A 26,321-nucleotide genomic window follows, 5' to 3' on the forward strand; every position below is an offset into this window, starting at 1 on the left:
CTCGATCGGTCACTTTACCTAGGCAAAAAGGTTCCATTTTTGCCCATTGGGCATCAGTAAGTATGTATCTATCCATAGTACTATTATAAATTAATCAGTTGCCTTTGTTAATTCTCAACAAACCCTAGTAGACACTAAAAAGATTCAGTTCAAATTATTCAACGGTAAATGAATAACATCTTAATTGTTTAGAATTGTCTTCTATAGAAAACAATCATTATAACCTCAGACAACTGACAGTTTTTTTTAAATGTGTGCCCTATCTTTTGAATAATTAGTACTGAATTTAGGCAGATCAAACCGTCATTCACATCTATTCTACTTTGAAAGAGTCAGTTAAGTTGTTCGAAGTATAGGCTTGTATATTGTTAGCATTTCAAACTGACGATTAGCTAATTCTCAATTGCTCCTTACAAGTTTTATCCCATGTAATTCAATCCAATATTGGATGTGGGGTAGGTTTAGGGGTAAAACCAGAGCTAAAAAAAAGCCCTTGTAAAAACAAGGGCTTTTTTTAATATTTGGCGGAAGCGGTGTCCGTCTAACAAGCATCCTATACCGTCCAACCCAATATTTTAATTTTATTATTATCAATAATTTATAAAAATACTTGTCTGATACTATTTGATATAGTAGAGTCAAATCCATAACTTTATGTGGGTTTTAATGTGGGACAAACCACCTATGCCAAAGAAAGCAAAAGAGCTATCCGCTCTTAGTGTAGCAAAGATTAAGGAAAATGGTAGACATGCTGTCGGTGGTGTTGATGGCTTACATTTGCGTATTGCTAATGGCTCTCGTGCGTGGGTACTCCGAGTTGCTGTTGGTAAAAAAGTTGATGATCACGGCAAAGTTAAAATTCATCGTAGAGATATTGGGCTTGGGTCTTTTCCAGAAGTTTCATTATCAGAAGCACGAGAAAAAGCTCGTGAATTAAAGAAAAAAATTCGAGATGGAATCGATCCACTGCAAGAAAAACAGGAGCGTCTTAATGCTTTAAAAATACAGACACACCGTACTAAAACCTTTCGTGAATGTGCAGAAGTCGTTATTGCCAAGAAAACACTTGAACTTAAAAATTAGAAGCATATTGGACAATGGTCATCAACCCTTGAAACTTATATCTATCCCACTCTAGGGGACTTAATTGTTGGAACAATTACCAAAGTAGATATTGCTACAGTTCTTGAACCAATCTGGATTGAAAAAAATGAAACTGCCAAGCGTATTCGTGGTCGGCTAGAAACTATTTTTGATTATGCTAAGGCTATGGGATATTTTGTAGGCGACAACCCTGCTGAATGGAAGGGTAATCTTGAACCTATACTGGGTAACTTAAAACAGGAATCACGCCCTCACCCATCTTTACCTTATGAACAGGTTGCTGGGTTTATCCAGCATTTGAGGCAGAAAAAAGGGATTTCGCCTAAAGCTCTGGAATTTGCAATTTTAACCGCCTGTCGTTCTAGTGAGATTTTTGGGGCTAAATGGCAAGAAATTGATTTTAAGAATAAGGTCTGGATAATTCCTAAGGAACGGATGAAAGCAGAAAAGGAACATCGTGTTCCCCTATCTCAAGAAGCCATTACTTTGCTTGAATCAATCCAAGATCATACTCAAGCACAAGATTTCATTTTCCCTGCCCCACGTACTGGTGAAATGCTTTCTGATATGTCCTTAACAACATTAATTAAACGGATGCACGAACAAAAGTTTAAAGAAAATCAATTAGGCTATATTGATCCCAAACAAAATCGTATCATTACCACACACGGTTTTCGCTCTACGTTCCGTGATTGGTCAGCCGATAAGACAGATTACCCTAGAGAAGTCTGTGAGCATGTTCTAGCCCACAAACTTCCTGATGAAGTAGAAGCAGCTTATTTACGTGGGGCTTACCTTGAGAAAAGGAAAGGCTTAATGGCTGATTGGGCTAAGTTTTGTTTTCAGAAGAATTAGTACATGATGGTTTGAATCCTAAAAGATTCAAACCATCAAGATCACGTTATTTAATTATTTCACATTGATATTCTTTTCAATGTCACGAATTAAATCAATCATGCTGTCAAAGTCAAGAATTGTTCCATACAGCATTCCAGATATAACCATTTGCTGATAGTCCTTTTTCAAGGCACCTAAACTATCTGCATTTGGAATAAGCACAAGCTTACCCTGTAGGCCTTGATCATAATTGGCATAACTTGCATTAAAGAATATTGACTTATGCTTAACCACATCTTTAAAGAGGTCGTGATTGAGTACAGCCTTTTGTCCACTCTCATGACCAGCCAATTTTACCAAGTCATACCAGTGTCGGGATAGTCGATCAGCACCAGCTCTCAATCCTCGTTGGCATTCTGCATGAATGAGAGTAGACTTACCCATTAAGTGCTTACCACAATCATTTTATCGACGTATACAACGCTTCTTTGCAGATCAGTATTTCGATTATCGTCAAATTTCTCAGTTAATTTTCAATATATTTTATTCGATAATGTCCAATTAACTTTGGATAGAACTAATTGGAAATGGGGAAAACGAGATATCGATATCTTGATGTTAGCCATCGTCTATCGCTGAATCACAATTTTATTTGACTCATTTAATGAGTCGAATATACACTACAATCTACTCACTCCCATTCTTCACGCTTTCAGAGGATGACCAAATATGTATGATGACTGGATTTGGAAACAGCCTAACTGGACAACCTTTACATGGAAAGATGAAAATATCCTTCCTCTCAGCAGACACATTCATCAAAAAATTGGAATCCTACTTGGAAAAAGCCAGCATAATCCTGAAAAAGAACAGCTTACCCTAGACAACCTAATTGCCAATCTGGTCTCATCCTCAGCGATTGAAAATGAAACTCTGAATGTTTATTCGCTGCGTTCATCCTTAGCAAGGCATTTAGGTGTGTCACTAGACCAACCATACCCCAGTTCTGAACGTTCAGATGGTCTAGCCAATATCATGCTGGACGCTTTAAATAATTTTGAACAAGACTTATCTGTTGAAAGATTATTTCAGTGGCATCAATGGCTATTTAATGAAACTGACTGGACGATGCAGCGTATTCGTATTGGGCAGTTACGTGGACACGAACCCATGCAGGTTGTATCAGGGCGTATGGATTACCCTACTGTACATTTTGAAGCTCCACCACGAGATGCTTTAGAACAACGTTTGGATGAATTTATCCAGTGGTTTAATACGAGTAGAAACAATACCCTGCTTGACCCACTGATTCGGGCTGGAATTACTCACCTATGGTTTGTGACACTCCATCCTTTTGATGATGGTAATGGACGTATTACCCGTACATTGACTGACTTGGCTTTAGCTCAGATGGATCAACAAAGTATTCGTCTATATGCAATGTCACCTGTCATCCTAAATAAGCGTAAGAGTTATTATGAAATTCTTGAAGCCACTCAAAAAAGTGATTCTGATATTACGGATTGGTTACTTTGGTTTCTACAGGCACTCAATCAAAGCCTTGAGCAGACATTAAAGCGTATTGAAAGGACGCTTCGAAAAAGTACGTTTTGGCAGGTTTTTTCGGAAGTGGATTTACATGAGGGGCAGCGTAAAGTTTTAAATCGACTGCTTGATGGTGGGGAAAATGGCTTTGAGCATGGCATCAGTGCTTCACAATATCAGAAAGTGGCTAAAGTTAGCCGAGCAACGGCAACTCGTCACCTGACTGATTTATTGGAGAAAGGCTGTATCATAAAACTTGAAGGTGGTGGGAGAAATACAAGGTATCAAATCCAAAATTTAAAGGTTTAAGTCATTCTAAACCCTTACTACAACCCCACATAAAACTTCTCAATCAACTGTCGTGTTTTCACTAATAAATTGGATAATACACTGTCCCGCTCAAAAAGCTTGATCTTGTAGTTTGGCAACTCTTTCATCTCTTCCTTTCGCGGCAAGCGCTTATTAAACTCATAATTATCTAAAACCTGTTTCATTGCTTCAGGTTTAAGCTTTTCTTGCTCACAAAAATGCTGATAGGCTTGCTCTTTTTCTGCATCCCAAAACTGAGCAAAAGCCACTTGTACGCTTTGCCCATTGATCATTTTCGGCATGTTTTCTTCAATAAATTTTTGTATCAAGTCTTGCTTATCATGCAAACTAATATCACTGCCGATCAGATCATGTACTTGAGCTTCGTATTTCTTACGCTGCTCATCTGTTTCAGCATTCACTGCCATCTGTAACAGTGTCAGGATATACCCCACATTGATACGGTCACTGTGCAGCAAATCCAATTGGAAATCGACATCATCCAGCACAGAGACTTTTTCTTTTTTGGTGGTTTTCCGAATCGCTCGACAGAGATCAGCATATTTAGATGCAAAATTCGCAAAGTGCTGTTTATCAAGCTTAGTGTCGTCTTGATCATATTCAATGAAGGTTTGTAGCTGGGCGTTGTAGCGCATGACCTCACGGAATGCCTTGATGAACTCTAGTTGCTCATCCTCAGTCAGCAAGTCATCCACGGCTTGATAATCAGCAGTAATGGCAAACAGCTTTTCAACGGCTTGCTCATAGTCTTGTTTGATTTCCTCAAAGCTTGGCACAAGAACCGTTTTTTTGGCTTCTTTATTTGAAAATAATGCCAGTGCTTCATCTGTAGCCCGTTTTAGGTTACGGAAGCAAATAATATTCCCAAATGGTTTTTTATCATTGTAAACACGGTTAGTCCGTGAAAAAGCCTGAATTAGACCATGATATTTAAGGTTCTTATCGACATACAAGGTATTCAAAGGCTTTGAGTCAAAGCCCGTCAGGAACATATTTACGACCAACAGAATATCAATCTGCTTTTTCTTGACTCGATCTGCAATATCTCGGTAGTAGGCATAGAAGCCGTCACCTGAATTATAATTCGTACCAAATTGAGCATTATAATTGGCAATGTAGCGATCCAATTTATCACGACTAGACTGATTTATTTGGTTCGGAGTATCTGTTGACTCTTCTTGAATCAATCCATTTTGGTCGTTGCTCTCAACAGCTTCATTCGCACCGTATGAGAAAATAGTCGCAATGGTGAGAGGTTTAAATAATCGACCTTGCGCCTCATCTTGTTGTTGCTTTTCAGCTTGGACTTTTTCAAACAGTTCATAATACTGCGTTAAGGTATCCACTGAGCTGACACAGAACATCGCCGTAAATTCACGGTTTTTGGTTTTGGTATCATGCGTATCAACGATATAACGGGCAATCATTTCTAATCGCTGTGGATTATCATAAAGCTCTTTGGTATCTATCCCTTCAACATCTTCATCATAGTCAAGGTTATTCTGCATACCTTTAGCAGTATACTTACCACGATAATCTATTTGGAACTGCAATACATTGCGGTCTCGAATCGCATCTACAATGACATATTGATGCAAACACTGATTGAATAAATAATCTGTGGTGAGTTTCAAACCTGCTTTGGATTGACTATTTTCCTCAAAGATCGGTGTTCCCGTGAATCCAAACATCTGTGCATTACTAAAGAACTTTTTTATGTTTTGATGGGTATCACCAAATTGGCTACGATGACATTCATCAAAAATGAATACGACTTTTTTGTCTTTTAGATAATTGATCTGTTCTAAATATCGGTCTGTACTAATCGCACGATTCAGCTTTTGAATGGTGGTCACGATCAGCTTGTCATGGCGTTGATCGAGTTGTTTAACCAAAGTGTGCGTGCTGTCTGTGCTATCCACACTCTCGGCTTTAAAAGCATTAAATTCTCGTGAAGTTTGTGTATCAAGGTCATTACGATCCACCACAAACAAGACCTTTTCTACATCAGGCATCTTCATGATCAGCTGACTGGCTTTAAATGATGTCAGTGTTTTACCTGAACCTGTGGTATGCCAGATATAGCCGTTTTGTTCTGAATTTTGCACATGGGCAATAATCTTTTGCACGGCGTAAATTTGATAAGGGCGTAGCACCATCAAACTTTTACTGGTTTCCAACATTACCATGTATTGGGTCAGCATGTCTGTAAGATGCTGATGATTTAAAAATGCATCCGCAAAATCGACAATTTCATTGATATGTTTATTGGCAACATCTGCCCACGGAAAGGCAAACTCTATCCCAGTCGTACCGTTTGAGTAATAGCGAGTATTTGCGCCATTACTGATGACAAAAAGCTGAATAAAACTAAATAGCCCTTGCCCTGCCCAATACGCTTCACGAATATAGCGTTGGGTTTGATGAAAGGCTTCGGCAATTTCCATGCCTCGTTTTTTCAACTCAATTTGAACTAAAGGCAAACCATTGACCAAGAGCGTGACATCAAAACGGCTGGTTCGACCATTAAAATCACGATGATCTATCGTGATTTGATTGGTGACTTGGTATACGTTTTTGCTTGGGTTATCTGATAAAAAGAAAATGTGCTTGCTTGAACCATCATCAAATTTGACAGGAAACTGGTCACGTAGGTTTTTAGCTCGTTCAAATACTGTGCCTGTATTGAGAAAGCTAATGACCTGCTTCCACTCAGTTTCTGATAATGGTGCAAGTCCGTTGGCACGTTCAATTTGTGTTTTGAGATTAGACAGTAGTTGGCGTTCATCCTTGATGGTAACGGTTGCATAGCCCAGTCCTTGCAGTTGTGCAATCAGTTCATTTTCAAGTTGATATTCGCTTTGTACTGTCATTTCACCATCACTTTAAATCAATATTTAACAACAACTTAACCAATACAATAACTAAGCATAGTTTTAGCTATTTATCAAATTTTAGACTCTATTTAAACAAAATCTGTGCAACGCATATTTTTCATTAATCTCATTTAAAGACTTGATAAGAGGAATACCACATAGAAAACTTTTAAAGAATCAGTGCATTAATCTTAAAAACTGAGGATTATTCACCTTCATTTGCAAATTGTTTTTATATTCTTCAATTGTTCCTCGAGCACAGAAACGCTTACCTACCATGCCATCAATACGACCGAAGCGCTCTTCAAACCATTTGTAGTTATTGTCCCAAACTAAAAGCGTCAACGTTTGATTCGGATACATTCGATCAAGATTTAAATAATGCCGATTTTCTAAATGCTTAATCTCAGCTAACTGCCCACATGCCATCACGGTCTTACCAACATGGAATGGAGCTTTAATTGCCTCAATTTTAATTTCCTGCGAAAAAGCATTTAAGCTCGCCATAGACAACAAAGAAGTAATCAATATTTTTTTTAGCATAGGGAACACCTTAAGTATTTAATAGCTTGAAATCTGATTTTCAACAGAGCGAATCACAATTTGAGGAACACCTTTATAGCTTTCGATTAAGCCAGTGATACAAATATTGCTACCCTCTGATGTCGGCATGATGTTGTTTGACCACATCACTGCACTGAATTTATGTTTTGGATATATACCTCCAAAATTTATATACGTTGCTTTTGATGTTTGTGAAATTTGACTCACTTCACCACACACAGTCGTACTTTCTCCAATATGTGCATCTGCTTCATATACTGAAATCTGACCAGATGTCGATAAATTTGTATCGTCTATATTGCCTTCAAATGGATTTAAAACAGCCTGTCTTGGCTCTTCAATTTTAGGTTGATCAATTGGTTTAGTAGTTGATGCTGTATCAGTTTCTATTTGTTGCTCATGCACATTCGATGGCATAAATCTTTCTGGCAAGTCTTGATTTTGTTGAATGTCCACTGGCAATTGTCGTGTGGCATCTGCTATTTCTTCTGCGTTAAGAAGTATCTGATCTTCTCTAGCAACTGGAGATTCATTGTTTGAAAATAAAATATAGCCACCAATAAAAATTATCAGAGCAATCAAGCTAACAATTACAGCCTTATATTGTTTATTCTTGCGAGTCTGTTCTTGATATAAAGGATTTAGCCCTGCTAGTTTTTTAATCTCAAGCTCATGTTCTTGTTGCTTCTTTTGATACTCTAACTCATCTTCCCTTTTTTTCTGCTCAATTTCTTGGTCGTCTGCCATTCGAGAAAAAACAGCTAAAAAGAAAAGAACTGCAAAGATAATCCCTATAGTCTCTAACATCATTACCTCCTAGACAATTTGCTGTAATGAATTTAGAACCATTTGTGGCTTCCCTCTGTATTCCTCAATTTTACCTTGAATACATAAGGTATTATTTTCTACATTTCGCAGTTGTTTGCTGATATCAGAGTTACTATTCCAAATGACTACTGTAAATGTTGCTTTTGGATAAGGTTGATCAAAGTTCAAATACACCCCTTTTGAGAACTCTTTTAATTGGGCTACCTTACCGCATACTATTCGATTTTGACCAATATACATACTAGCTTGAATAGATTGAATATGATTAGCACTTGAAGTTGAATTTTGATCTGCCTGAACATCTGATGAAAGATAACTAGATGAAACTTGCTGTGTTATGGGTATATTTTCAACAGATTGTGAGGTTGATTTTATATATACCACTGCACCTAGCGCAATAGAGGCAACAAGACCTACTCCGATATAAATCTGTTTTTTGATTTCATTTTTAACTGAGCCAAGCTCTTGTGTTTGTCTTCCTTTCATCTCTGAAAGTTCTTTTTGTACATTTTGAAGTTCTTGTAAATGATTTTGTTTAAATGCATCTATACCTTTTCTGACATTGCTTAGCTCATTTGAAACATCTGAATGATTTAGTGAATTATTTGTAGTTTGCTGTTTTTCATAATCGGCTATTTTAGCTTCATATTCAGCGATCAGAACTTGAATCTGTTTTTGTTTAGATTTTTCAGTAATTTGATGGCTCACTTGAGCTTGTAATGCTTTACGAATCTCAAGGATCACTTGTTGCTGTTGTTGAAATGCTTTTTTATTGGTATAGCGTAAGACAATTCCAAATTGTTGAATTAAATCATTCTGACGCTCGAGAAAGTCATTAAACTTTTCATAACCCTTATTATTGATTTTTGCGTAACCGTCCAACTCAATTGGCAATTGATAGCCTTTGCTTTTATTAACGATCATGAAATCAATATACCGATTACCAGATTTATTATCTTTAAACGGATACTGAGCGATAACATCATCGGGGGAGATTTCTGGAATTTGACTTAAGATTTCATCTACAAATTTTTCTTCATACCCAACAATATGCTTAATCTTGTCTCTATTTTCATATTTCCACTTTTGCCAGTCCAACATTCCACACCCATACAAAAAAATTTAAAAACTCTAAACCTTAAAATTCACACAAACATCTGCTGTAACAAGCCTTTTTTCCATTGTTTAGCCTGTTCAATTTGCTGTGCCACCACTTCAATTTTTTGGTCGATGGCAGATAAGAAATTGGCAATTTTGGTTTGTTCTTCTAAGCATGGAACTTTGATTGGAAGCTGTTTTAAATCGCTCAAACCAATTCTTTTTCTTGTTGATCCTGTACTTACATCAGATGCACTTTGTCTAAAATCTTGATAATTAATTTGATAAAACATAAAAATAGATGAATAGTTTTGTTTATCAACAACTAAGCGGATTCCATCTGAACACATTACATAACGATCATGATGTTTAGGAACAATACAGCAACGAGCAACAGGATCACCCATTTTGGAAATTAAAATTTCATCTGGATAAATGTTACAGCTTAATAATTCATTAGCTTTTTCAGGTGACGTATAGATTTTATAGTCATTTAAAAATGCACCATCACCTATGTTCTGAAGTTGAATAATTCTAATACCTAATTCAGTGTAATCCTCAGACTTTAAATTTGACCCAAATGGACCACCTGTGAAACTCCACTTAATATTAGTATCTACAGAATCTATTAATGTCTTTTCCTCCCACTCCCCAAATTCCCTGCCATCATCCGCTTTAAAACGAATTTCCTGACTAAACAGCTTTTGCATCATGCCTTGTTTATATTGGCTAAGCAGTTCGTGTTTTTGCGTGAGTTGGCTGATTTTTTCATCGACTGCGGAAAGGAACGAGGCGATTTTGGTTTGTTCTGCTTTGGATGGGAAACCAAAAGGTGTAGCTTTAGCTTGCTCAATCGTAAAATGAGAAATTGTTCCAGTATGAGAAATACTTTTTAAATACTCTCTAAATTTAGGACTAATAAAAAAATTATAAAGGAAAGATCCTTCAACAATTCCTGACGATTTCATCCAAAGTAAATCGGCATCTTTAAAATAAAGAGGCTGATCATTTGGAACTAGGTAAGGAATACCAATAGTCCCTCCGCCAGTAACCAATAAATCACCTTGCTTAATTTTTCCTGATTTTTTAGCTAGTTCTTCAAATAACTCTAAAGAAATGTATGCTTTTTCATTTTCTTTATTCTTGAAAATAGAAACTACATCACTAGTACGAAAGAATGGAACGCCAGAATCCTGCCATTGTTCTTTAAAAACACGAGATGCTGAGGAAATTCCAATAATTTTTCCTAATTGCTTACTCGTCCAATCACCATCAAACTCTTTAAATCTTAACTTTGGCGCAGCCATTACTTAACCTCCACAAACGGCGAAGCAATGCCTAGCTCTTTGCAAAAATCTGCAATGATGGCATCGGTCTTTTGGCTCTCAACTTCCAATGCTTGAAGCTGTATTGCAATCGCATCTAAATCAATCTCGGTTTCCGCTTCAAAGGTATCTACATAACGTGGAATATTCAGGTTGTAATCGTTATCTTTGACTTCCTGCAAAGTCGCGACATGCGCATATTTTTCAATATTTTCACGCTTTTCAAATGCCGCAACAATCTTATCCAAATGCTCAGGCAATAACTTGTTTTGGTTCTTCTGCTTTTCAAAATCATTGCTGGCATCAATAAACAGAATATTGCCGCTCTGCTCACGGTTTTTCTTCAACACCAAAATACAGGTCGGAATAGACGTGCCATAGAAAATATTGGCGGGTAGACCAATAATGGCATCCACCACGTTCATCTGTTCAATCAAATACTGCCGAATCACGCCCTCACTGGAACCACGGAATAACACGCCATGCGGTAATACCACCGCCATAGTACCGTTGTCATCCAGTTGATACAGCATGTGCTGTACAAAAGCCATATCGGCTTTGGAGCTTGGCGCCAGTTTGCCATAAGCGGCAAAGCGTTCATCTTGTAAAAATAACGGATCGGCAGACCATTTTGCAGAAAATGGCGGATTCGCCACCACCGCATCAAACTTTTTATCTAAATGCTGCGGACGGGTTAAAGTATTTTCCTGCTTGATGTCGAACTTGGCAAAATGCACGTCATGCAGAATCATGTTCATTCGCGCCAAGTTGTAGGTGGTACGGTTCATCTCCTGACCGTAAATCATATCGACATCTTTCACTTCACGTTTTACCCGCAGCAACAACGAACCTGAACCACAAGTCGGGTCATAGACTGAACGTAAACGGTCTTTGCCTTGGGTGACAATCTTTGCCAATAAAGTCGATACCGTTTGTGGGGTATAGAATTCCCCTGCTTTCTTGCCCGCGCCTGAGGCAAATTCACCAATCAGGTATTCGTAAGCATCGCCCAGTACATCGGCTTCGGTATTGGAAATATCAAAATCAATATCATCTAAATGACTCAGGACTTTCGCCACCACCGCATTACGGTCACTGGCATTATTGCCAAGCTTGGTCGAGTTTAGATCCAAATCTTCAAACAGGTTGGCAAAGTCATCGGCAGAGTCGGTGCCTAAAGTGCTTTGTTCAATTGATTTTAAGGTCGCAGTTAAATCATCTAGAATGAATTCGCCCTGACGACCACGCTCGGCTAAGGTATGGAATAGCTGTTTTGGTGTGAGCGCATATCCCACTTCGGCAATGGCATTCTTTTTAATTTCTTCGATGTAGGGCACATGCTCAGCATTATTTTCAACTAATTCTAAAAAGCTGATGTCTTCACCATCGAGCAATTCATTGGCAAAGTTCACCGACTTTTCCGATAAATATTTAAAGAAAATAAAACCCAGAATGTAATCACGGAATTCATCAGCGCCCATGGTGCCACGCAAAGTATTGGCAATATTCCAAAGTTGTTTTTGTAATTGTTGCAGTTGTACGTGGGTCATTGTTATTGAAGTCCAAAGAAAAGTATAAAACGTGAATAGTTTACCGAAATTTAATTATTTTTCAGCTATATTTGAAAGATAAAAGACATAGTTTGTCGTGCTTATTCTGGTTTTTCTCTTTGAACATCATATCTGATCAATATCCAACCCATTTATAATCTTCCACCATGATTTAGTTGCAATGTGATAGAAAATTAACCATTAAAAAATACTTATTCATAAAATAATTGCTTAGGGACACCACCTGTCCATCAATCATTGCAATATAGCTTCACAAAACAACAAAACAGACTTGTTTAACGTGGAGCAAAATATGAAAGGTACAATTTTAGATTTTTCAATTCAAACCAATACTGGGATAATTTCAGGCGATGATGCTCGTAGACTCCATGACACAAACCGTTCTGGATGGTGGTATCTGATGAGTCTACATTTGTCTTATGGTTTGAGGCATCCTGACACCCAGCGACAAGCAACAGACTCCCGATAAGATAGTATAATCTCATTGGATCACCATTTATTTTTAAAAAATTCAGGTTCTTATTCCGAAAAAATGAAATAAGAACCTAGAGAAAGATAAAACTAGGATTACATTTCAGGACGAAGTTTAATGCCCTGAATTTTACTGGTTATTTTTTTATTGGCAGCACATTCCACTGTGGTAAGTAATTTGTCGTTATTGGAAACTTCAACGCCAGCCGTATATTGTTGAGACATTTTGTCCAGACTGTCATTGACCCGATATATGGTTTTTCCATTCGGAATATTAATCGCATAATTTTCATAGCGACCAATACCCTGCCATTGATAGGTGGTGACTTTATTGCGAGGAACTGTAATCGCCAACTCTGGTGTGGCATTTGCCTTACCAAATGAATAGCTGATCGCATTGCCTGCATCACAGACCTGAATCACTTTGTTATTGGTCGTTGTGCACATGAAGATCGTTTTGCTCTGACTGGGACAAGCTGCAAATAATGAATGGCTACAGGCAGCAACGGCAAGTCCGATGATTAATTTTTTCATTTTAGAGCCCTTTAAGTTTCTTATTGATCGTGGCAATATTTTTGTTCACCAAATGGTTCATCATCACCCAAGCTAAGCGCTGATACTTTTTGGCTTTTTAATTGCTTGGTTGTTATGTCCCCACCCCAAGTATTAAAAATCAGATTGATTGAACCCTCTGGACCACTTCTCACAACATAGTCTGCAATTGCACCCTCACCCCAGCCCTCATGGTAGCAACCGTACTTGAGTTTTTTCTCAATGCTATTGATGCTTTCTTTATTAAGGAAAATCTTAATGCCATCTGTATATAAATAATCAGTAGATACATTTCCGCTTAATGTTGCATTACTTAAGCCATATTGATCAAAACGAGCTGCGATCTTATTGCCATTTTTTAGCTTCCAGATAATCAACCCTGCTGCTTTCTCTGAAGGTTTGCCTAGTCTGCTTGTAACCATTTTTAGTGAATCACCGACTGTAAGCTTCACCCCATTTGCAGAAATAAAGTCATCTGCAAAAACAGATGTAGTTGTAGCAAGTAAACTTGCCAGTAAAATAGATTTTGATAATTTCATTGAATAAACCCCTTGTTGAATTATCATTATGGTAAGGCTTTAGTATTGAGTATAGAGTGGACAGGTTGTGTCCCTGTCCTTATAAAATTTTCTTTTTATCAATTATTTTACGACTGGATAAAATGGTTTTCCCCATGTTTTATCATCTGGATTTTGTAGCATTACTTTAAGCATTTCAGGAATCAACGTAGATAAAATATTACAAGCATCTTTTAGCTGACTACGATTAATAGTACTGTTAAATGTTGCACCGCCATGCATGATCTGATTGCGTAAAGTATAGAGATGATTAAACACTGCAATTAAAATTTCAGGTGTATCCTTTTGCTTTAAAGCCTCAAGTGCTTTTTTTCTATTTTTCTCAAAACTAGCTATCCAATCTTGTTCAGTAATTAAACCATTGTGATAATCCCAAAAAGGCTGAAAGGTAAATTGGTTATTCAGCAAAATACGGATACTGCCTGAAAATGTATTCCAAACTGTATAATAAATTTTTTGTTCTTTATCTAAGTGACAGATACGATAAATAAATTGTACAAATGCCCCCTTATCAGCACTTCTTAAACCAGCTCCCAAATCTTTGGCATAAGCAGCATTAAAACTAATCCATAGATAAATAAATTGTGAGTCTAAGTCCTGCTCTTGCTGAGCTTGTTCAGCTCGTTGTAACCAGCTTAGTGAGCGATGAATCCGTAAACGAAAATCCTCATTAAAATTTTCACGGTTTTGTTTAAAGGTTTGCTGGATATCCGAAAGCATTTTTCTTCCCAATCTAAAAAACTAAATAGGTTGCTTACCCTAAAATAAACAACCTCAATCCACTGAATTAAATGCTTAATTGAATGATACGGTTATTATTGGTTTGCTGGCGATGAACATCATCCAAACTCTGCGCCGTACAGATTTCAATTTCATTTGGTGAAAGTACTTTAGCAAATACCTTATGACCTTGGATATTACCCGATAATCGTAAGTTTTGTTCAAACACACCTTTATCACCACGTTTAACCTGATTTTCAAGTGCTGCACTAGATGAAGTTGTATAGCCCATAACTAACACACCATTGAGGGGCTTACCGAGTTCCGCCCACTCCTGATAAGTCTGTCCACGATGAATTGCCACTTGCAAAGTATCTCGTCTAAATGCACCAATAAAGTATTGGAATGGACTATCGGTATTATCCTCCGCAGCATGGTTGACGACTTTTAGTGTTTCCCCAGGACACAAACGTAATAGCCCCAACGCTACACCTGTTTTAGCGGTTGGTGCATAAGCATTTTTAGGATCAGCATCTAAAGGTAAATGAATTTCCAGATCAGGCAAATCCTCAAAAATCTCTGCTAAATCTGTCAATAACAATTGATGTAAGGCTTTAGATTTCTCATCATCTAAACGCCCAAGTAGCCCTAACACAATTCGTGATCGACTTGAATTTCCAGCTAAAAGAATATGAATCAATTCAGGTAACTTTTGATGCTGCTGTTTAAATGCAACATTCATAGCTATAAAGAAGTCTTTTAAACCCTGACGAATACGATTTTCAAGAAACTTAATCAATTCATCCTGTTTTATTGCAATTTCACAATCTACAGTTTGCCCATCTTTGTTAATGAGTTTAAACGTTTCTGTCCCTTTAGAGTCAAGATCAATTTTTCCAGCTTCCCATAATGGTCTTAGTTTAGACATCATTAACGTGGTATTGGTATAAGCAGCCTGTGTTTGTGCAATGAGTAGTTCTGAACCTGCAAAAACTTCTGCATCCAATGGTTTAGTAAATGCAATTTTATTTTTATTACACTCGCTGCTACTCGCTTGAAATACCAAATACGCCAAGTTTTCCAGTAAATTTTCACCACCTAAAAATTGATCACCCGATGAACCAAAATGTTCAATCACATGATCCCATCCCTCATCGTGCTCTTCATCATTTGGATTGCGATAGAAGCCATAGTCAAAATCGGTTGTACCACCACCAAAGTCAAATACGGCATAGGAAACACCACCATCATCAGGTTCAATTTCCAAACGCTCTAATGCCGCAGCAGCAAAAGCAGCAGGTTCAGAAGCCAACTCCTCTACGCTAAACTCATTAAAGCGTTCATCATAAATCAATGATTCAGGCAAACTACGTTGTAGTCCTCGGCGAAATGCTGCCAATATTCGGGCTTTCACCTCATTGGAATATTTCACAGGAAAAGTTAAATAATAGTTGAGGAATATACCTCTTTCTCGCCAGTTAATGGTCATTCCCAAAAACCACGCATAAACTTCGATTGGGTCAAGTTGTGGGTAGTCTTTACCGATTTGGATTGCCTGACCTTTGACTGGGTTATATTCAGTTAAAGGTTGTAATTGATATTCATAATCCTGTTGATCACGGAAACGAACCTTTGCATTATTCTCATTACGCAATGCCCACTTTTTAAGACCTGCAAAAATGCTACCTTTTTCTGTTATTGTGCTATTTGGACTACGTAGTGTATTTCTTGCCTCATGTGAACAATAAATATTGTTCCAATCCACTAATGGACGATAGCTTTCACTCTGCCATTCATTTAGAAAGTTTTTTAAATTCCTAAATTCTAAAATAGTCGGGTTTTCATATTGTTGGTCAGTAATGGCATCTTTGGCAAAATCTTTTTCCTGCATCCCAATACGCAATAATTCATCTTTGCCATTTTTACGAATGGCAACAACTGTACTACTTGTACCAAAATCAATTGCGACATTAGCCTCCCGAATATCCAAAACAGGGTTACGATCACGGCAGAATTGTTTGGATTGAACTTTTGTATATTTACCCTGTGAAGCTTTAGGAATAAAAAACTCCCACATGCCTTGTTCAACATCAGTAAATTTTAGAGCGTCAATTTTTGGTAGACGTGTAGTGGTATAGTCGATGCTTTGCCAAACTGCAATTGGATCAACTTGGGGTTTATAGTCGTATTTCTTTTTAGGCAGTTTTTCCAAATGCTCTAAGTTTTGATAAAACTTTTTTAATGGAGCATCTGTATAAGTGGTTAAGAATTTTCTTAACTCTATATGAGTTTTTGCAGGAATTGCAAAAGGATTTCTTTGCCAATATCTTTGGTTATTTGTATATTGCTGATGTTGCTCATAACTAAGACTTGTCACAAAACTAGTTATATCATTTTGTGATGGTAAAATAAAATAAGGTCTAATTTTCCAGTTATTTTCTATGAAAAATTTTAAACTCAAAGTAGAATTTTCTAACTTATGATGTTTCAATAAATATAAGCACGGTCTTCCGTCACCTGTTGTTCTAGGATAATCACTATCTAACCACATTGCTCCTTCAGTATACATAATAGCTGACCACAATAAAATATGCTTATTACTACCTAACAATAATGGAAAATTATTTTCAACAATTTGTTTTATCTGATCTATTGTTGGTAATTGCCAACCTTGTAAGTTACCTAATCTTAACTTACTTGCGTTATTACGAGCATCAGCTAAAGAGTAGCCTTGACTATTAGGGTTACCCTGCCATAGCAATTTAGTTTCTCTATCAAAAATCATTTCTCCCTCATTGATACACCAATAGCGATGTTGCTCAAAATAAGCTACTGCTGCTTCGGTGGCTTGTTTTAGCGTTTTAGCATCTTCTGCCTTATCATTTTCAAGTGCGATTGCTTCTGCTGTAGCAAGCAGCTTTTGATGTTTTAAAGTTGGTACAAAAGTTTCAAAACTTTGACTCATTTATGTTCCCCGATTTAACTATTTCTCAATTTTGATGTTTGGTTGGGACAGGTTATGTCCCTATGACAATTTAATTTGCTGTAAATTATTACCACCCGTTACTTGTATTTCGTCCAGATCAGTTGCTGAACACAATTCAATCTCACTTGGAGCGAGAATACGAGCGAAAACTTTTTGCCCTGCGGTGTTGCCAGCAAAACGGATACGCTGATCAAATAGACCTGTTGCTCCCCGTTTCATTCCTTCATCCGTTAAGGCTTGAGCCAAAGAACTATAAAGTAATAGGAAAATCCCATCTTCACTCACAGCACCAATCTGCTGCCATTGATGGTACGCATCGCCACGTTTTATCATGACTTCAAATACCCCACGTTTTTGACGACCAACATAAAACTGGAATGGACTATTTGCATCATCATTTGTTTTGGCATGGTTAATGACTTTTAAGCCCTCTCCAGGGCAAAGGCGTAATAAACCCAATGCCACACCTGTTTTTGCAGTAATGACATCATGATGTTTAAGGTCGGCATCTAGTGGATAATGAATTTTAAATTCAGGAATATCCTGACCAAAAATTGTGCTTAGATTTAATAGTGTGGTTTGGGTTTGATCTTTTTTCTCAATGCCCACTAATAATTCTTTCACTAATTTGGAACGACTAGCATTTCCTGCTAGCAAAATATGAATAACTTTAGGTAAAGTTTGATGCTGTGTTGTAAATGCCTGTTTTAGCTCTACAAAGAAATTAATGAAGCCTTGATAGATACGGCATTTTAGATAAGATAATAATTCATCTTGTTTGACCGTAAATTGACAATTTACAACCTCATTTTGTCGGTTGAGCAACTTAATGTCCAAAGCCCCTGCGAAACCATCCGTAAATTGACCTTTTTCTAAAAATGGACGTAATGCTGCCATCAGTAAAGACGTATTGGTATAAGCCATTTGACTATCATCAATAAGTTGTTCATGACCTATAAATTTTTCGGCATCTAGGGGTTTGGTAAAACTTACTTTTTGTTTACGACAAATTTCCTGATTATATTTAAAGACGATATAAGCAAGATTCTCCAGTAAGTTTTCACCGCCTAAAAATTTGTCACCCGATGCACCAAAGTGTTCAATTACATGATCGTATAAGTCTTCTTCCTGCTCATTCGGTTCTCGATAAATACCATAATCAAAATCGGTTGTACCTCCACCAAAGTCAAATACAGCATAAGCAACGCCTTGTTCAGTCGGTTCAATATTGAGTTTTTCCAAAGCTGCGGCTGCATAGGCGGCAGGTTCAGAAGCCCATTCCCGAACACTAAATTGATTAAACTGTTCATCCGCAATTAAAGATTCTGGCAAGCTCCGCATTAAACCACGGCGAAAAGAAGCAAGAATTTTATTTTTTACTTCAATTGGATATGCGACTGGAAACGTCATGTAATAATCAAGGAATATGCCACGTCCTCGCCAATTGATATTCATACCCAAAAACCAAGCATAGAGTTCAATTGGATCAAGTTCAGGGTAGTTTTGATTGATTTGAATCGCTTGACCTTTAACAGGGTTATATTCCGTTAATGGTTGAATTGTATATTCTGTGCCTTGTTGGTCAGTAATCACAACTTTGGTTTGTTGAGCATCACGCAATGCCCATTGTTTTAAACGTGGGAATATACTTGAGATAACCTTGCTATCTGCTTCCTTATTATTATTTAAGCTGGCTTTGGCTTCATGCGAACAATGTACATGATCCCAATTGACCAAAGGACGATAGGCTTCACTTTGCCATGAGGTTTGAAATTCATTAAGGTTTAAAAACTCTAAAACCGTTGGATTTTCAAATTGCTCTGCGCTAATCGCTTTATTTAAGTCTTTTTCCTGTATTCCAATACGCAATAATTCATCTCGTCCATTTTGACGAATGGCAACCACCGTACTACTTGTACCAAAGTCAATTGCAACGGGTGCATGTTGAATATCCAAAGCAGGATTTCGACCACGTACAGAGGTTTCGGACTGAACTTTATTAAATTGATGTTGTTGTGATTGTGGAGCGTAAAATTCCCATAGACTTTTATGGTTATCAGTAAAAACTGGAGCATCTATGACAGGTAAGCGAACAGAAAAATAATCAATATTTTTCCACGATGTAAGAATATCTAATTGCTCTTTGGAGTTTAATGATAATAATAATTTATATTTTGATAGACTCATTAAAAAGGCTTTATAAGCTGAGTCTTCTTGATGAGTAAAGGGCTTAAAATCCCAACCATTATCTAAAAATGCGTTGATACGCTCAACATAAGAACTATCTTTAAATGAAGCATTGACTGCAATGACTTTAGCAATTTGAAATTCCTGATATTCTTCTGCTCTTGAGCCATATCCAGAAGCCCAAATACCAAAACTAGAGTTTTTAACATTTCTAATTCTTTTTTCATAAAACTGACCAAAGCTAATATTTTTATCTTTTAATTTTGCTACTTTCTTATCTGCTGTCAGCCATGCCCACCAACTATTTATCTCAAAAAACTCTCCTTTTCTTAATGGAAATTTTGGTTCTGCTTTAACAAGATCTTCTAGTTGTAATGCTGTAGGGAGTTTCCAATTTAACAAACCTAAAATATGACCAATATTCATACTTGCAGTATCTTGTTGATCATATTTATATTGAGTTCCTTTCGGATTACCTTGCCATAAAAGACCTGTTTGGTTGTCTAAGATAGCTTCTCCATTATTAATCGTCCACCAACATTGCGTTTTGAAATAACTCACCAAACTCTTTTCTGTTTCAGCAAGCTTATTATTTATGTCACTTACTATAAGTTTTTGTAATACTTTTTGCTTGGCTTTAGGTAAATAAACATCATATGTGTTAGCAAACTGACTCATAACTTCCCTGTTCTTAGGCTATTTCTATTCATCATTATTTCCCCTTATTTCTTTATGATTAAGGGGAGTTTCTTCATTTCTAAAATTAACGTGTAGTTACTATGGCAGCTCTTACATTTTCGCCTGCGGCATTATATAAACCTGCAAGTAAGACTTGCTCAACACTTCCGCCACTACCTGATACTTTTTGATGAATATCATAATCATAACTTTCACCAGTTTCAGGATTTTTCAAAGTTGCCTGATTACTTTGTAGAGTCAGATTAAATAAAGCTAGACTATGCTCAAGAATTTGCTGTTCTGTTGTAGAAATTGCTTGTTGTGTATTTTTAATTTGTGTTGCTATAGCATCCCAAACCCGTAATACATTATTCCATTGAGATGCAATCGCAATGAGTTGCAGTACATTATCATCACCATTTGGCAATAAAATACTGGCAAGCTCTGGATGTGACTGCACTTGTTTTAAAAAAGTAAATTCAGTTTTAAGTGAATTTGCCCAATTAAATGAACCGAGTTTTTTACTTAAATCCTGATTTTCAGTACTTAAAGACTCATTATTTTGTTTAAGCTTTTGGTTGTCTTGACTTAATCCACTAATCTGTTGCTGTAAATGACTAACATCTTGTTCTTTTCGCTTAAATAAATCCAAAAGCCCCATTTTTTCTTTTTCCAATTCCTTATTAGTATGTTTAAGCTGTGTTATTTTTTGACCTAAGTTATCATTATCCTGCTGTATAGCATGGATACGTTGTTCAAGCTCTGTCGATTTTGAGTTTGATAATAAATGATTTTCCGATTTTGTATCATGTCGTATAGGAGAAGTATCATTTGGGGCAATTGTTTTATCGCCAATTTTGCGTAATAAGCCACCCAATTTTTCTTTAAACACGTTGTCGTCCTCAGTTAATTGCTCTACCCGTTCAAGAAATTGAATCATCTCTTTTTTGGTTGGCATGTTGTCATCTTTTGCCATAATCAATCCAACGCCCCAACTAAAGATTTAAATTCCTGATGTACTTGTAACGCATTATGGTTATGTACCAACTCTCGACATAAATCCAAAATTTTGTCCTGACTTTCTTCTGACAGTGCTAAAAATTGACGTTTCTTTTGCTGCACAGTGCTTAGGCTTGGTGAATGGTAAGGTGATGGTACAGATGGCGTCTTGAGTACTCCAACAATCATCGCCAACTCATCAGGACGTACCACATTCCAGAAATCTTTAAAAATGACAGGTAGAAAAACCAAAAGACTTTCTAAGTCAGGCTGCTGCAATTTTTGCAATTGTGCTCTTGCATCAAAAATATGTTGTTGTAACTGCTGCTTATCATTTTCAAGTTTATTCACTTGTTGAGCCAAAGCTTGCTCTGCATCAGAACGCATTAATGCAAGCTGCTCTTCAATCTGATTTTTTTCCTGACGTAAAGCAGCTAAAGCCTGCTGTTGATGCTCAATACTGTTTTCATGCCAGACCAATGGCAAGATATGATCTTGTACCCATAAGTGGTCTACTGTTTGAGTATCAAAAAATACCTGTTCGATATTCAATATTTGTAAAGCATATTGATAAATACTATCCCAATTGAGTATTTGCCACGTCTTACAGTGATATTCCTGTAAGTTCTTCACAGCATCAATAAATAGTTTATCATGCCCCTGTTGGTAAAGCAGACTCACTTTTACTTTTGCCAAGCCATCTTTTAAATTCAAGTTAGCAGAAATATCGCTTAATACATCTTTTAAGCTACTCGCCTTATCCTTGTGTAGATATTGCTGACCACCCTTAATTTGAATTAGCTGCCAGGGTTCTGATTGCATACTTTGGTATGCAATCAGATGTTCTTTAAATGCCAAAATACATAAATAATGTTGTAGGTCATCGTTAATAGTGACTTTTTGTTTACTCATGACGATAGGTGTCCAGTTCCTTGTAAATGTCTGCATTGGTTTTTTCTGGATTGATTGTCTTTTCTGCTTCAACCAATTTCGCTTCCACTGCATTACGTTCATTTGATGAAAGTTTGCCATCAAAGTATTGAACAACATCAGATATATTTTCAACTTTATCAAGAAAACTTGCTAAACGATCGCCTGTAAAATAATCAGGCGATTCTACTGTTTTGGTTAATAATCCAACACCATCTAGACCAAATTTTTCTTCATACGCCCATGCCTGCGTTGCAATCCCTGCAAGTTTTTTGTCAAGGTCACTAATTTCAGCAGAACGTTTTGGGTCAAGTTCAAAACTCTTGATTGCCGCTGAATACTCCTGATAAGTCGCATAATTTTCAGGACTAATCCCTGCTTCCTGCGCCTGTATCGCTCGATCACCAATATCATCAGTATCTTCGTCAGGTTCTTGTACACCCAGAATCTTACCAATAATATCAAGGGCCGCAACAACCTTACCTAAAGCTCCCGTAATTGGAATCACAACGGCTAAGGCCGAAAACAGTGAACCCGCATTACTAATCACACTACTAATTCCTCCCATAATACTGGAACAAGCACTGCCAATTGCTGAACCAATCGAAGAACATGCACTACTAATTGCTGAACCTACACTGCCCCAAAATCCCATTTTATTTCTCCTGAAAATATTTTTTTACGTCATCAATACTATCTATATTGCCCAACTCATCCTGCATCTGATGAAGCTGAAACTCCTCTTTTTTAGCCCTTGAAGCAGTTTTTGCATCTTTATCTTCAAGTTTAAAGTTACTCATCTCAGCAGTATATTTTTTATAAGTCGGGTCTTCTTCTAATTCTGACTGATTAAATGAAGAACCAAGAGCTGAACTTACACTGGAAAAAAAACCTTTTCCCGAACCAAAAATATTCCACAATCCCATTACTTTTACTCCATTTAAATAGACTGAATTTGTTTAAATACAAGTGAGATATCATTCCAAAGAGGACGTTTATTCTCACTTTCAATCGGAAAGTTATCACCGCTCTTTGTATCTGCTGGTAACTGGTTATTATTAATTAATCCAAATAAAATATCGTATAACTGATAAGCAGTTTTACCATCCGTATAACTTTTATCTCTAGACACGGGTGCAATATCTTTAAATAAATCTTTCAACGCCTGAGTTTGAGTAATCGATGGATACTTACCTTTGAGATTATCCAAAGAGCTTACAAGACGATTAACCCATTCCTGACTTGGGCTAATTACCCATCGAATTATTAAATTCAAAAATTTGGTTGCATCCACAATATATTGATTAAAAGTTTCTACCCCTAACACATTCCAGTCTTCACTCGCTGATAAATTGGGATAGAGTCTTGCTCTTTGTGCAAACATGCGTTGTTGCCCAAGTTGCTTAATGATATCAACGTCTATTTCAGGTGCATTGGTATCATTTGGCGTGTGTACTTGTACCCTGACTGCTTCATGCCAACCTGCACTATAGACAATCGCTTCACCTGCAGTCAGCAAGGTTAAAAACTCTTTTTGTTCATCATCTAAACCAATCGTATCGCCAATCGCATGACGGTCATCAGCAGCGAATAGTCGATGAATAATTTTGGTGTTGGTATTTTTTAAGACTTCTGGTGTCAATTTATTCGGAATTTGATCAGCAATAATCAAACCTTCACCATATTTGCGGACTTCGGCTAAAAGGTTAGCGAATAGCTCCACACCCAAACGTTTAGAACTATCTTCCCCACCGTGTGGTTTAGATAACAAACGGTGCGCTTCTTCCAATAAGGTGAGATGTTGAAAACTATGGTCTTTTTTATGACGTTGTTTGACTGCTTCAGCCACACGCCCAATCAGCAACCCCATCATTAAACATTTATCTTGTTCATCTCGTAAATCCTCTAACTCAATCACAACTTTTTTATCAAGCATCTCATTGATGTCAATCGAATTACGAGTATTCAGCATCCGACCTTTTGCGCCTGTAGTTAAATTATCCAGACGAGAGATCAATGAGCCTTCATATTTTTCTTGTAAATCACGACCAAAGTTTTTCGATTTAATCACTTCTTTTAAGGTCAATAATACTTCGGAAAAAATTGGAAAACTTTGTCCCCCACAATTCCAAGGGTCAGGATAAATATAGTTTTCATCATAATGAATATCCCAGCCTTTCTGCTCATAACTACGAACAATTGCTTCTTCAATCAAATACGGCATTGAGGCTTCCATTGGAAATACTGCGGCAAATGTTGCTTTAAGCATGTCAATATGACCTGATAAAGGCTCATTCGGTAATAATTCAAATGGATTAAAACGAAATGGTGAAACTTTTTCATTACCCAAAGTATAATATTCAATTTCAGGATGATGCTTCGATAAGCTACGATATTCAGTTTTAGCAGGCTCAATAACCAAAAAAGGTAAACCTGAGTTAATCAAAATCTGTTGGCAAGTGGTGGTTTTACCTGCTCCTGTAACCCCTGAAATAAAAATATGCTGATTGAGTAATTTTTTATCTAAACGCACCACATTATCTTTGAGCTTACGTCCATGCTGCACCACAACACCCAAATCAAAACCATCTTTTGGATTTACTGGATTTACTGCAAAATCAACATTTTTGCGTAATTTAATGCCTGCTACTTCACGACTTGGTAAACCTGCCAATAAAGAAAGCTCATTAGCATTAAGCCATGTTGCTGCGGAAAATACCTGTTTAGCCTGTGGAATACTGTGAATCAATGCCAGTTGATTACTCATATTTGACTGTGGCAAACGCTGTACTAAAAATAGATTATGAACTTGTTTTTTTTGTAAAGAAAAATCTGTTACTTTAAGTGGAGAAAAATGCGATTGATTGCCCTGAAAAACGGACACCATCGCACGAGATAAACGATTATAAACGACTGGTGTTGGTGCAGCTAAATAGACTGCGGTACGGAACATACCTTTACTACGCCCTAAATCAAAACGCTCAATCAATTTGTCATTGATATGACTTTGTACACGTTCAATCTTTTTATTCACGTATTCAAGGGTATCTGACTTAGAAGAACCTGTATTTGTCCCTTGAGTTGTAGAAGTATTATCTGAATCGGTTTTAGAAATAGATTTTCCTGTATTTTTTCCTAATGTTGTAGATTCATTACTACTTGTTCCTGTAGCTTTAGATTCAGAGGTATTATCTCCCCAACTTTTTGAAGTACCACTACTCCAAGAACTACCACTTTTACCATCAGATGAACCTCCTCCCGTATTTTTTCCTTTTTGACGGGTAAGTGTTTCACTATCACCTGTTCCCTCGGTCTTAGAATAGCTTGTTCCAGAGTTTTGAGTTAAACCATGACTGGTACTGCGCCCAGAGGTACTTGAATTACTTTCGCCCTGATTAAAACCCAACTGTTGTGAGTGTTTAATGTGTGGATGTAAATCAGATGAAAGCTGTAATAACTCATCAATTTGCTGATTAATCTCAAATTCCTGTGCAGGCTCAGCCACTAATAGAAGCTGCCAGACCTCACCTGACAAACCACGAGCAAGACGATCTATCCCCTGTGTAATGTTCTGTCCAGTCTGTGATTGCTGGTCGATACTGCGAGAGGGTACGCCATGCAACAACCCAAAATGTATCGATTCCTGTAATGGTTGAATGATTTTTACAGATAAATCTTCGCTGCTAACTTTTTCCAATTGCACACCCGTCAGATTACCCTCTAACTGACTGGTTAGCAGTTCGCTATATTCATGTACACCCGATTTTTGAACCTTATTTACCACCCCTAGATAAAGTTCAATCCCTTCCGATGTACCCGAAATATAGTATACCCAACAATAATCAGGATGATCCAAACAGGCGATAACATTTTCAAGGTCTTGTCTTAATGTTGCTTCCTCTTCAGCAGAAAGCTCAGTAATACGGAAAAAACGAGCATTACCATTATTAAGCTCAAATTTTTCATTCCATTGATGTTTATTCAAACTTAAAACTGGAGTATTACTCCATCCTTGTGTCTGAGATAATTCACCAATAAAAGCCCCAACATCATCTTTTAAATCAATTTTTAAATTTTGCTTATTTAATACATTCATCGTTTATTTCCCATTTTAAAATCTTGTTAATTTATAAACATCATCT

At 37.0% G+C, this 26,321-nt stretch carries 18 protein-coding genes and 3 pseudogenes; 4 read left to right on the forward strand and 17 right to left on the reverse strand.

The features are described from left to right. The first annotated feature begins 684 nt into the window (after positions 1–684). Positions 685–1,959: pseudogene (locus tag CDG59_RS10440) on the forward strand (tyrosine-type recombinase/integrase). 54 nt (positions 1,960–2,013) lie between these two features. Here CDG59_RS10440 and CDG59_RS10445 read toward each other — a convergent pair. Beyond that, entirely contained in the window at positions 2,014–2,385 is a 372-nt protein-coding gene (locus CDG59_RS10445; RefSeq protein WP_087545241.1) for a nucleotidyl transferase AbiEii/AbiGii toxin family protein, read from the reverse strand. On the opposite strand from CDG59_RS10445, the pseudogene CDG59_RS15095 reads away from it, so the two are divergent. Beyond that, positions 2,378–2,577: pseudogene (locus CDG59_RS15095) on the forward strand (IS4 family transposase); the annotation flags it as partial. The gene CDG59_RS10445 and the pseudogene CDG59_RS15095 overlap by 8 nt on opposite strands. 93 nt (positions 2,578–2,670) lie before the next feature. Further along, complete coding sequence (locus CDG59_RS10450) at positions 2,671–3,795, forward strand: Fic family protein (protein WP_087545243.1); 1,125 nt, start codon at positions 2,671–2,673, stop codon at positions 3,793–3,795. Positions 3,796–3,812: 17 nt separating this feature from the next. Here the strand turns inward: CDG59_RS10450 and CDG59_RS10455 are convergent, their stop codons facing one another. From CDG59_RS10455 to CDG59_RS10480, 6 genes are all read right to left on the reverse strand, one after another. Next, positions 3,813–6,689 (reverse strand): type I restriction endonuclease subunit R, encoded by a 2,877-nt coding sequence (locus CDG59_RS10455; protein WP_087545245.1) that lies wholly within the window; start codon positions 6,687–6,689, stop codon positions 3,813–3,815. 180 nt (positions 6,690–6,869) lie between these two features. Beyond that, positions 6,870–7,235 carry a hypothetical protein gene (locus CDG59_RS10460; RefSeq protein ID WP_104498412.1) on the reverse strand — a complete coding sequence of 122 codons (366 nt, stop codon included), beginning with the start codon at positions 7,233–7,235 and terminating at the stop codon, positions 6,870–6,872. A gap of 18 nt (positions 7,236–7,253) precedes the next feature. Then, positions 7,254–8,066: a hypothetical protein gene (locus tag CDG59_RS10465; RefSeq protein WP_161984874.1), complete on the reverse strand. Its 813-nt coding sequence runs from the start codon at positions 8,064–8,066 to the stop codon at positions 7,254–7,256. Positions 8,067–8,072: 6 nt separating this feature from the next. Next, positions 8,073–9,185, reverse strand: coding sequence for an OmpH family outer membrane protein (locus tag CDG59_RS10470; RefSeq protein ID WP_087545249.1), 1,113 nt, complete (start codon positions 9,183–9,185; stop codon positions 8,073–8,075). 44 nt (positions 9,186–9,229) lie between these two features. Beyond that, on the reverse strand, positions 9,230–10,489 hold the full coding sequence (locus CDG59_RS10475; RefSeq protein ID WP_087545251.1) for a restriction endonuclease subunit S: 1,260 nt from the start codon (positions 10,487–10,489) through the stop codon (positions 9,230–9,232). After that, positions 10,489–12,057: a type I restriction-modification system subunit M gene (locus CDG59_RS10480; protein WP_087545253.1), complete on the reverse strand. Its 1,569-nt coding sequence runs from the start codon at positions 12,055–12,057 to the stop codon at positions 10,489–10,491. Before CDG59_RS10480 ends, CDG59_RS10475 begins: the two co-directional genes overlap by 1 nt. A gap of 313 nt (positions 12,058–12,370) precedes the next feature. Between CDG59_RS10480 and CDG59_RS15765 the strand changes: the two are divergent. Next, a pseudogene (locus CDG59_RS15765) lies at positions 12,371–12,469 on the forward strand (DUF805 domain-containing protein); the annotation flags it as partial. Between the two features lie 176 nt (positions 12,470–12,645). On the opposite strand, the gene CDG59_RS10490 reads toward CDG59_RS15765, so the two are convergent. The 10 genes from CDG59_RS10490 to CDG59_RS10535 form a co-directional block, all read right to left on the reverse strand. Further along, positions 12,646–13,083: a hypothetical protein gene (locus tag CDG59_RS10490; RefSeq protein ID WP_087545257.1), complete on the reverse strand. Its 438-nt coding sequence runs from the start codon at positions 13,081–13,083 to the stop codon at positions 12,646–12,648. 20 nt (positions 13,084–13,103) lie between these two features. Next, positions 13,104–13,640 carry a hypothetical protein gene (locus tag CDG59_RS10495; protein WP_087545259.1) on the reverse strand — a complete coding sequence of 179 codons (537 nt, stop codon included), beginning with the start codon at positions 13,638–13,640 and terminating at the stop codon, positions 13,104–13,106. A 102-nt stretch (positions 13,641–13,742) separates the two neighbouring features. Next, positions 13,743–14,399, reverse strand: a complete 657-nt coding sequence (locus CDG59_RS10500; protein ID WP_019384644.1) for a HEPN domain-containing protein — start codon at positions 14,397–14,399, stop codon at positions 13,743–13,745. Between the two features lie 67 nt (positions 14,400–14,466). Further along, the gene (locus CDG59_RS10505) at positions 14,467–17,364 is read right to left on the reverse strand and encodes a hypothetical protein (protein WP_087545261.1); all 2,898 of its coding nucleotides are present in this window, start codon (positions 17,362–17,364) and stop codon (positions 14,467–14,469) included. Positions 17,365–17,424: 60 nt separating this feature from the next. After that, positions 17,425–20,250 carry a hypothetical protein gene (locus tag CDG59_RS10510; protein WP_087545263.1) on the reverse strand — a complete coding sequence of 942 codons (2,826 nt, stop codon included), beginning with the start codon at positions 20,248–20,250 and terminating at the stop codon, positions 17,425–17,427. Between the two features lie 85 nt (positions 20,251–20,335). Next, positions 20,336–21,142 carry a hypothetical protein gene (locus CDG59_RS10515; RefSeq protein ID WP_143225223.1) on the reverse strand — a complete coding sequence of 269 codons (807 nt, stop codon included), beginning with the start codon at positions 21,140–21,142 and terminating at the stop codon, positions 20,336–20,338. A gap of 86 nt (positions 21,143–21,228) precedes the next feature. Further along, positions 21,229–22,161: a hypothetical protein gene (locus CDG59_RS10520; RefSeq protein ID WP_087545267.1), complete on the reverse strand. Its 933-nt coding sequence runs from the start codon at positions 22,159–22,161 to the stop codon at positions 21,229–21,231. Beyond that, positions 22,154–22,834, reverse strand: coding sequence for a hypothetical protein (locus CDG59_RS10525; RefSeq protein ID WP_087545268.1), 681 nt, complete (start codon positions 22,832–22,834; stop codon positions 22,154–22,156). Before CDG59_RS10525 ends, CDG59_RS10520 begins: the two co-directional genes overlap by 8 nt. 1 nt (position 22,835) lies before the next feature. Beyond that, positions 22,836–23,105 carry a hypothetical protein gene (locus tag CDG59_RS10530; protein ID WP_087545270.1) on the reverse strand — a complete coding sequence of 90 codons (270 nt, stop codon included), beginning with the start codon at positions 23,103–23,105 and terminating at the stop codon, positions 22,836–22,838. Between the two features lie 14 nt (positions 23,106–23,119). Then, on the reverse strand, positions 23,120–26,275 hold the full coding sequence (locus CDG59_RS10535) for an ATP-binding protein (RefSeq protein WP_087545272.1): 3,156 nt from the start codon (positions 26,273–26,275) through the stop codon (positions 23,120–23,122). Between the last annotated feature and the right edge of the window lie 46 nt (positions 26,276–26,321).

Source organism: Acinetobacter sp. WCHA29 (assembly GCF_002165335.1).
In the GTDB taxonomy this organism is placed as follows: domain Bacteria; phylum Pseudomonadota; class Gammaproteobacteria; order Pseudomonadales; family Moraxellaceae; genus Acinetobacter.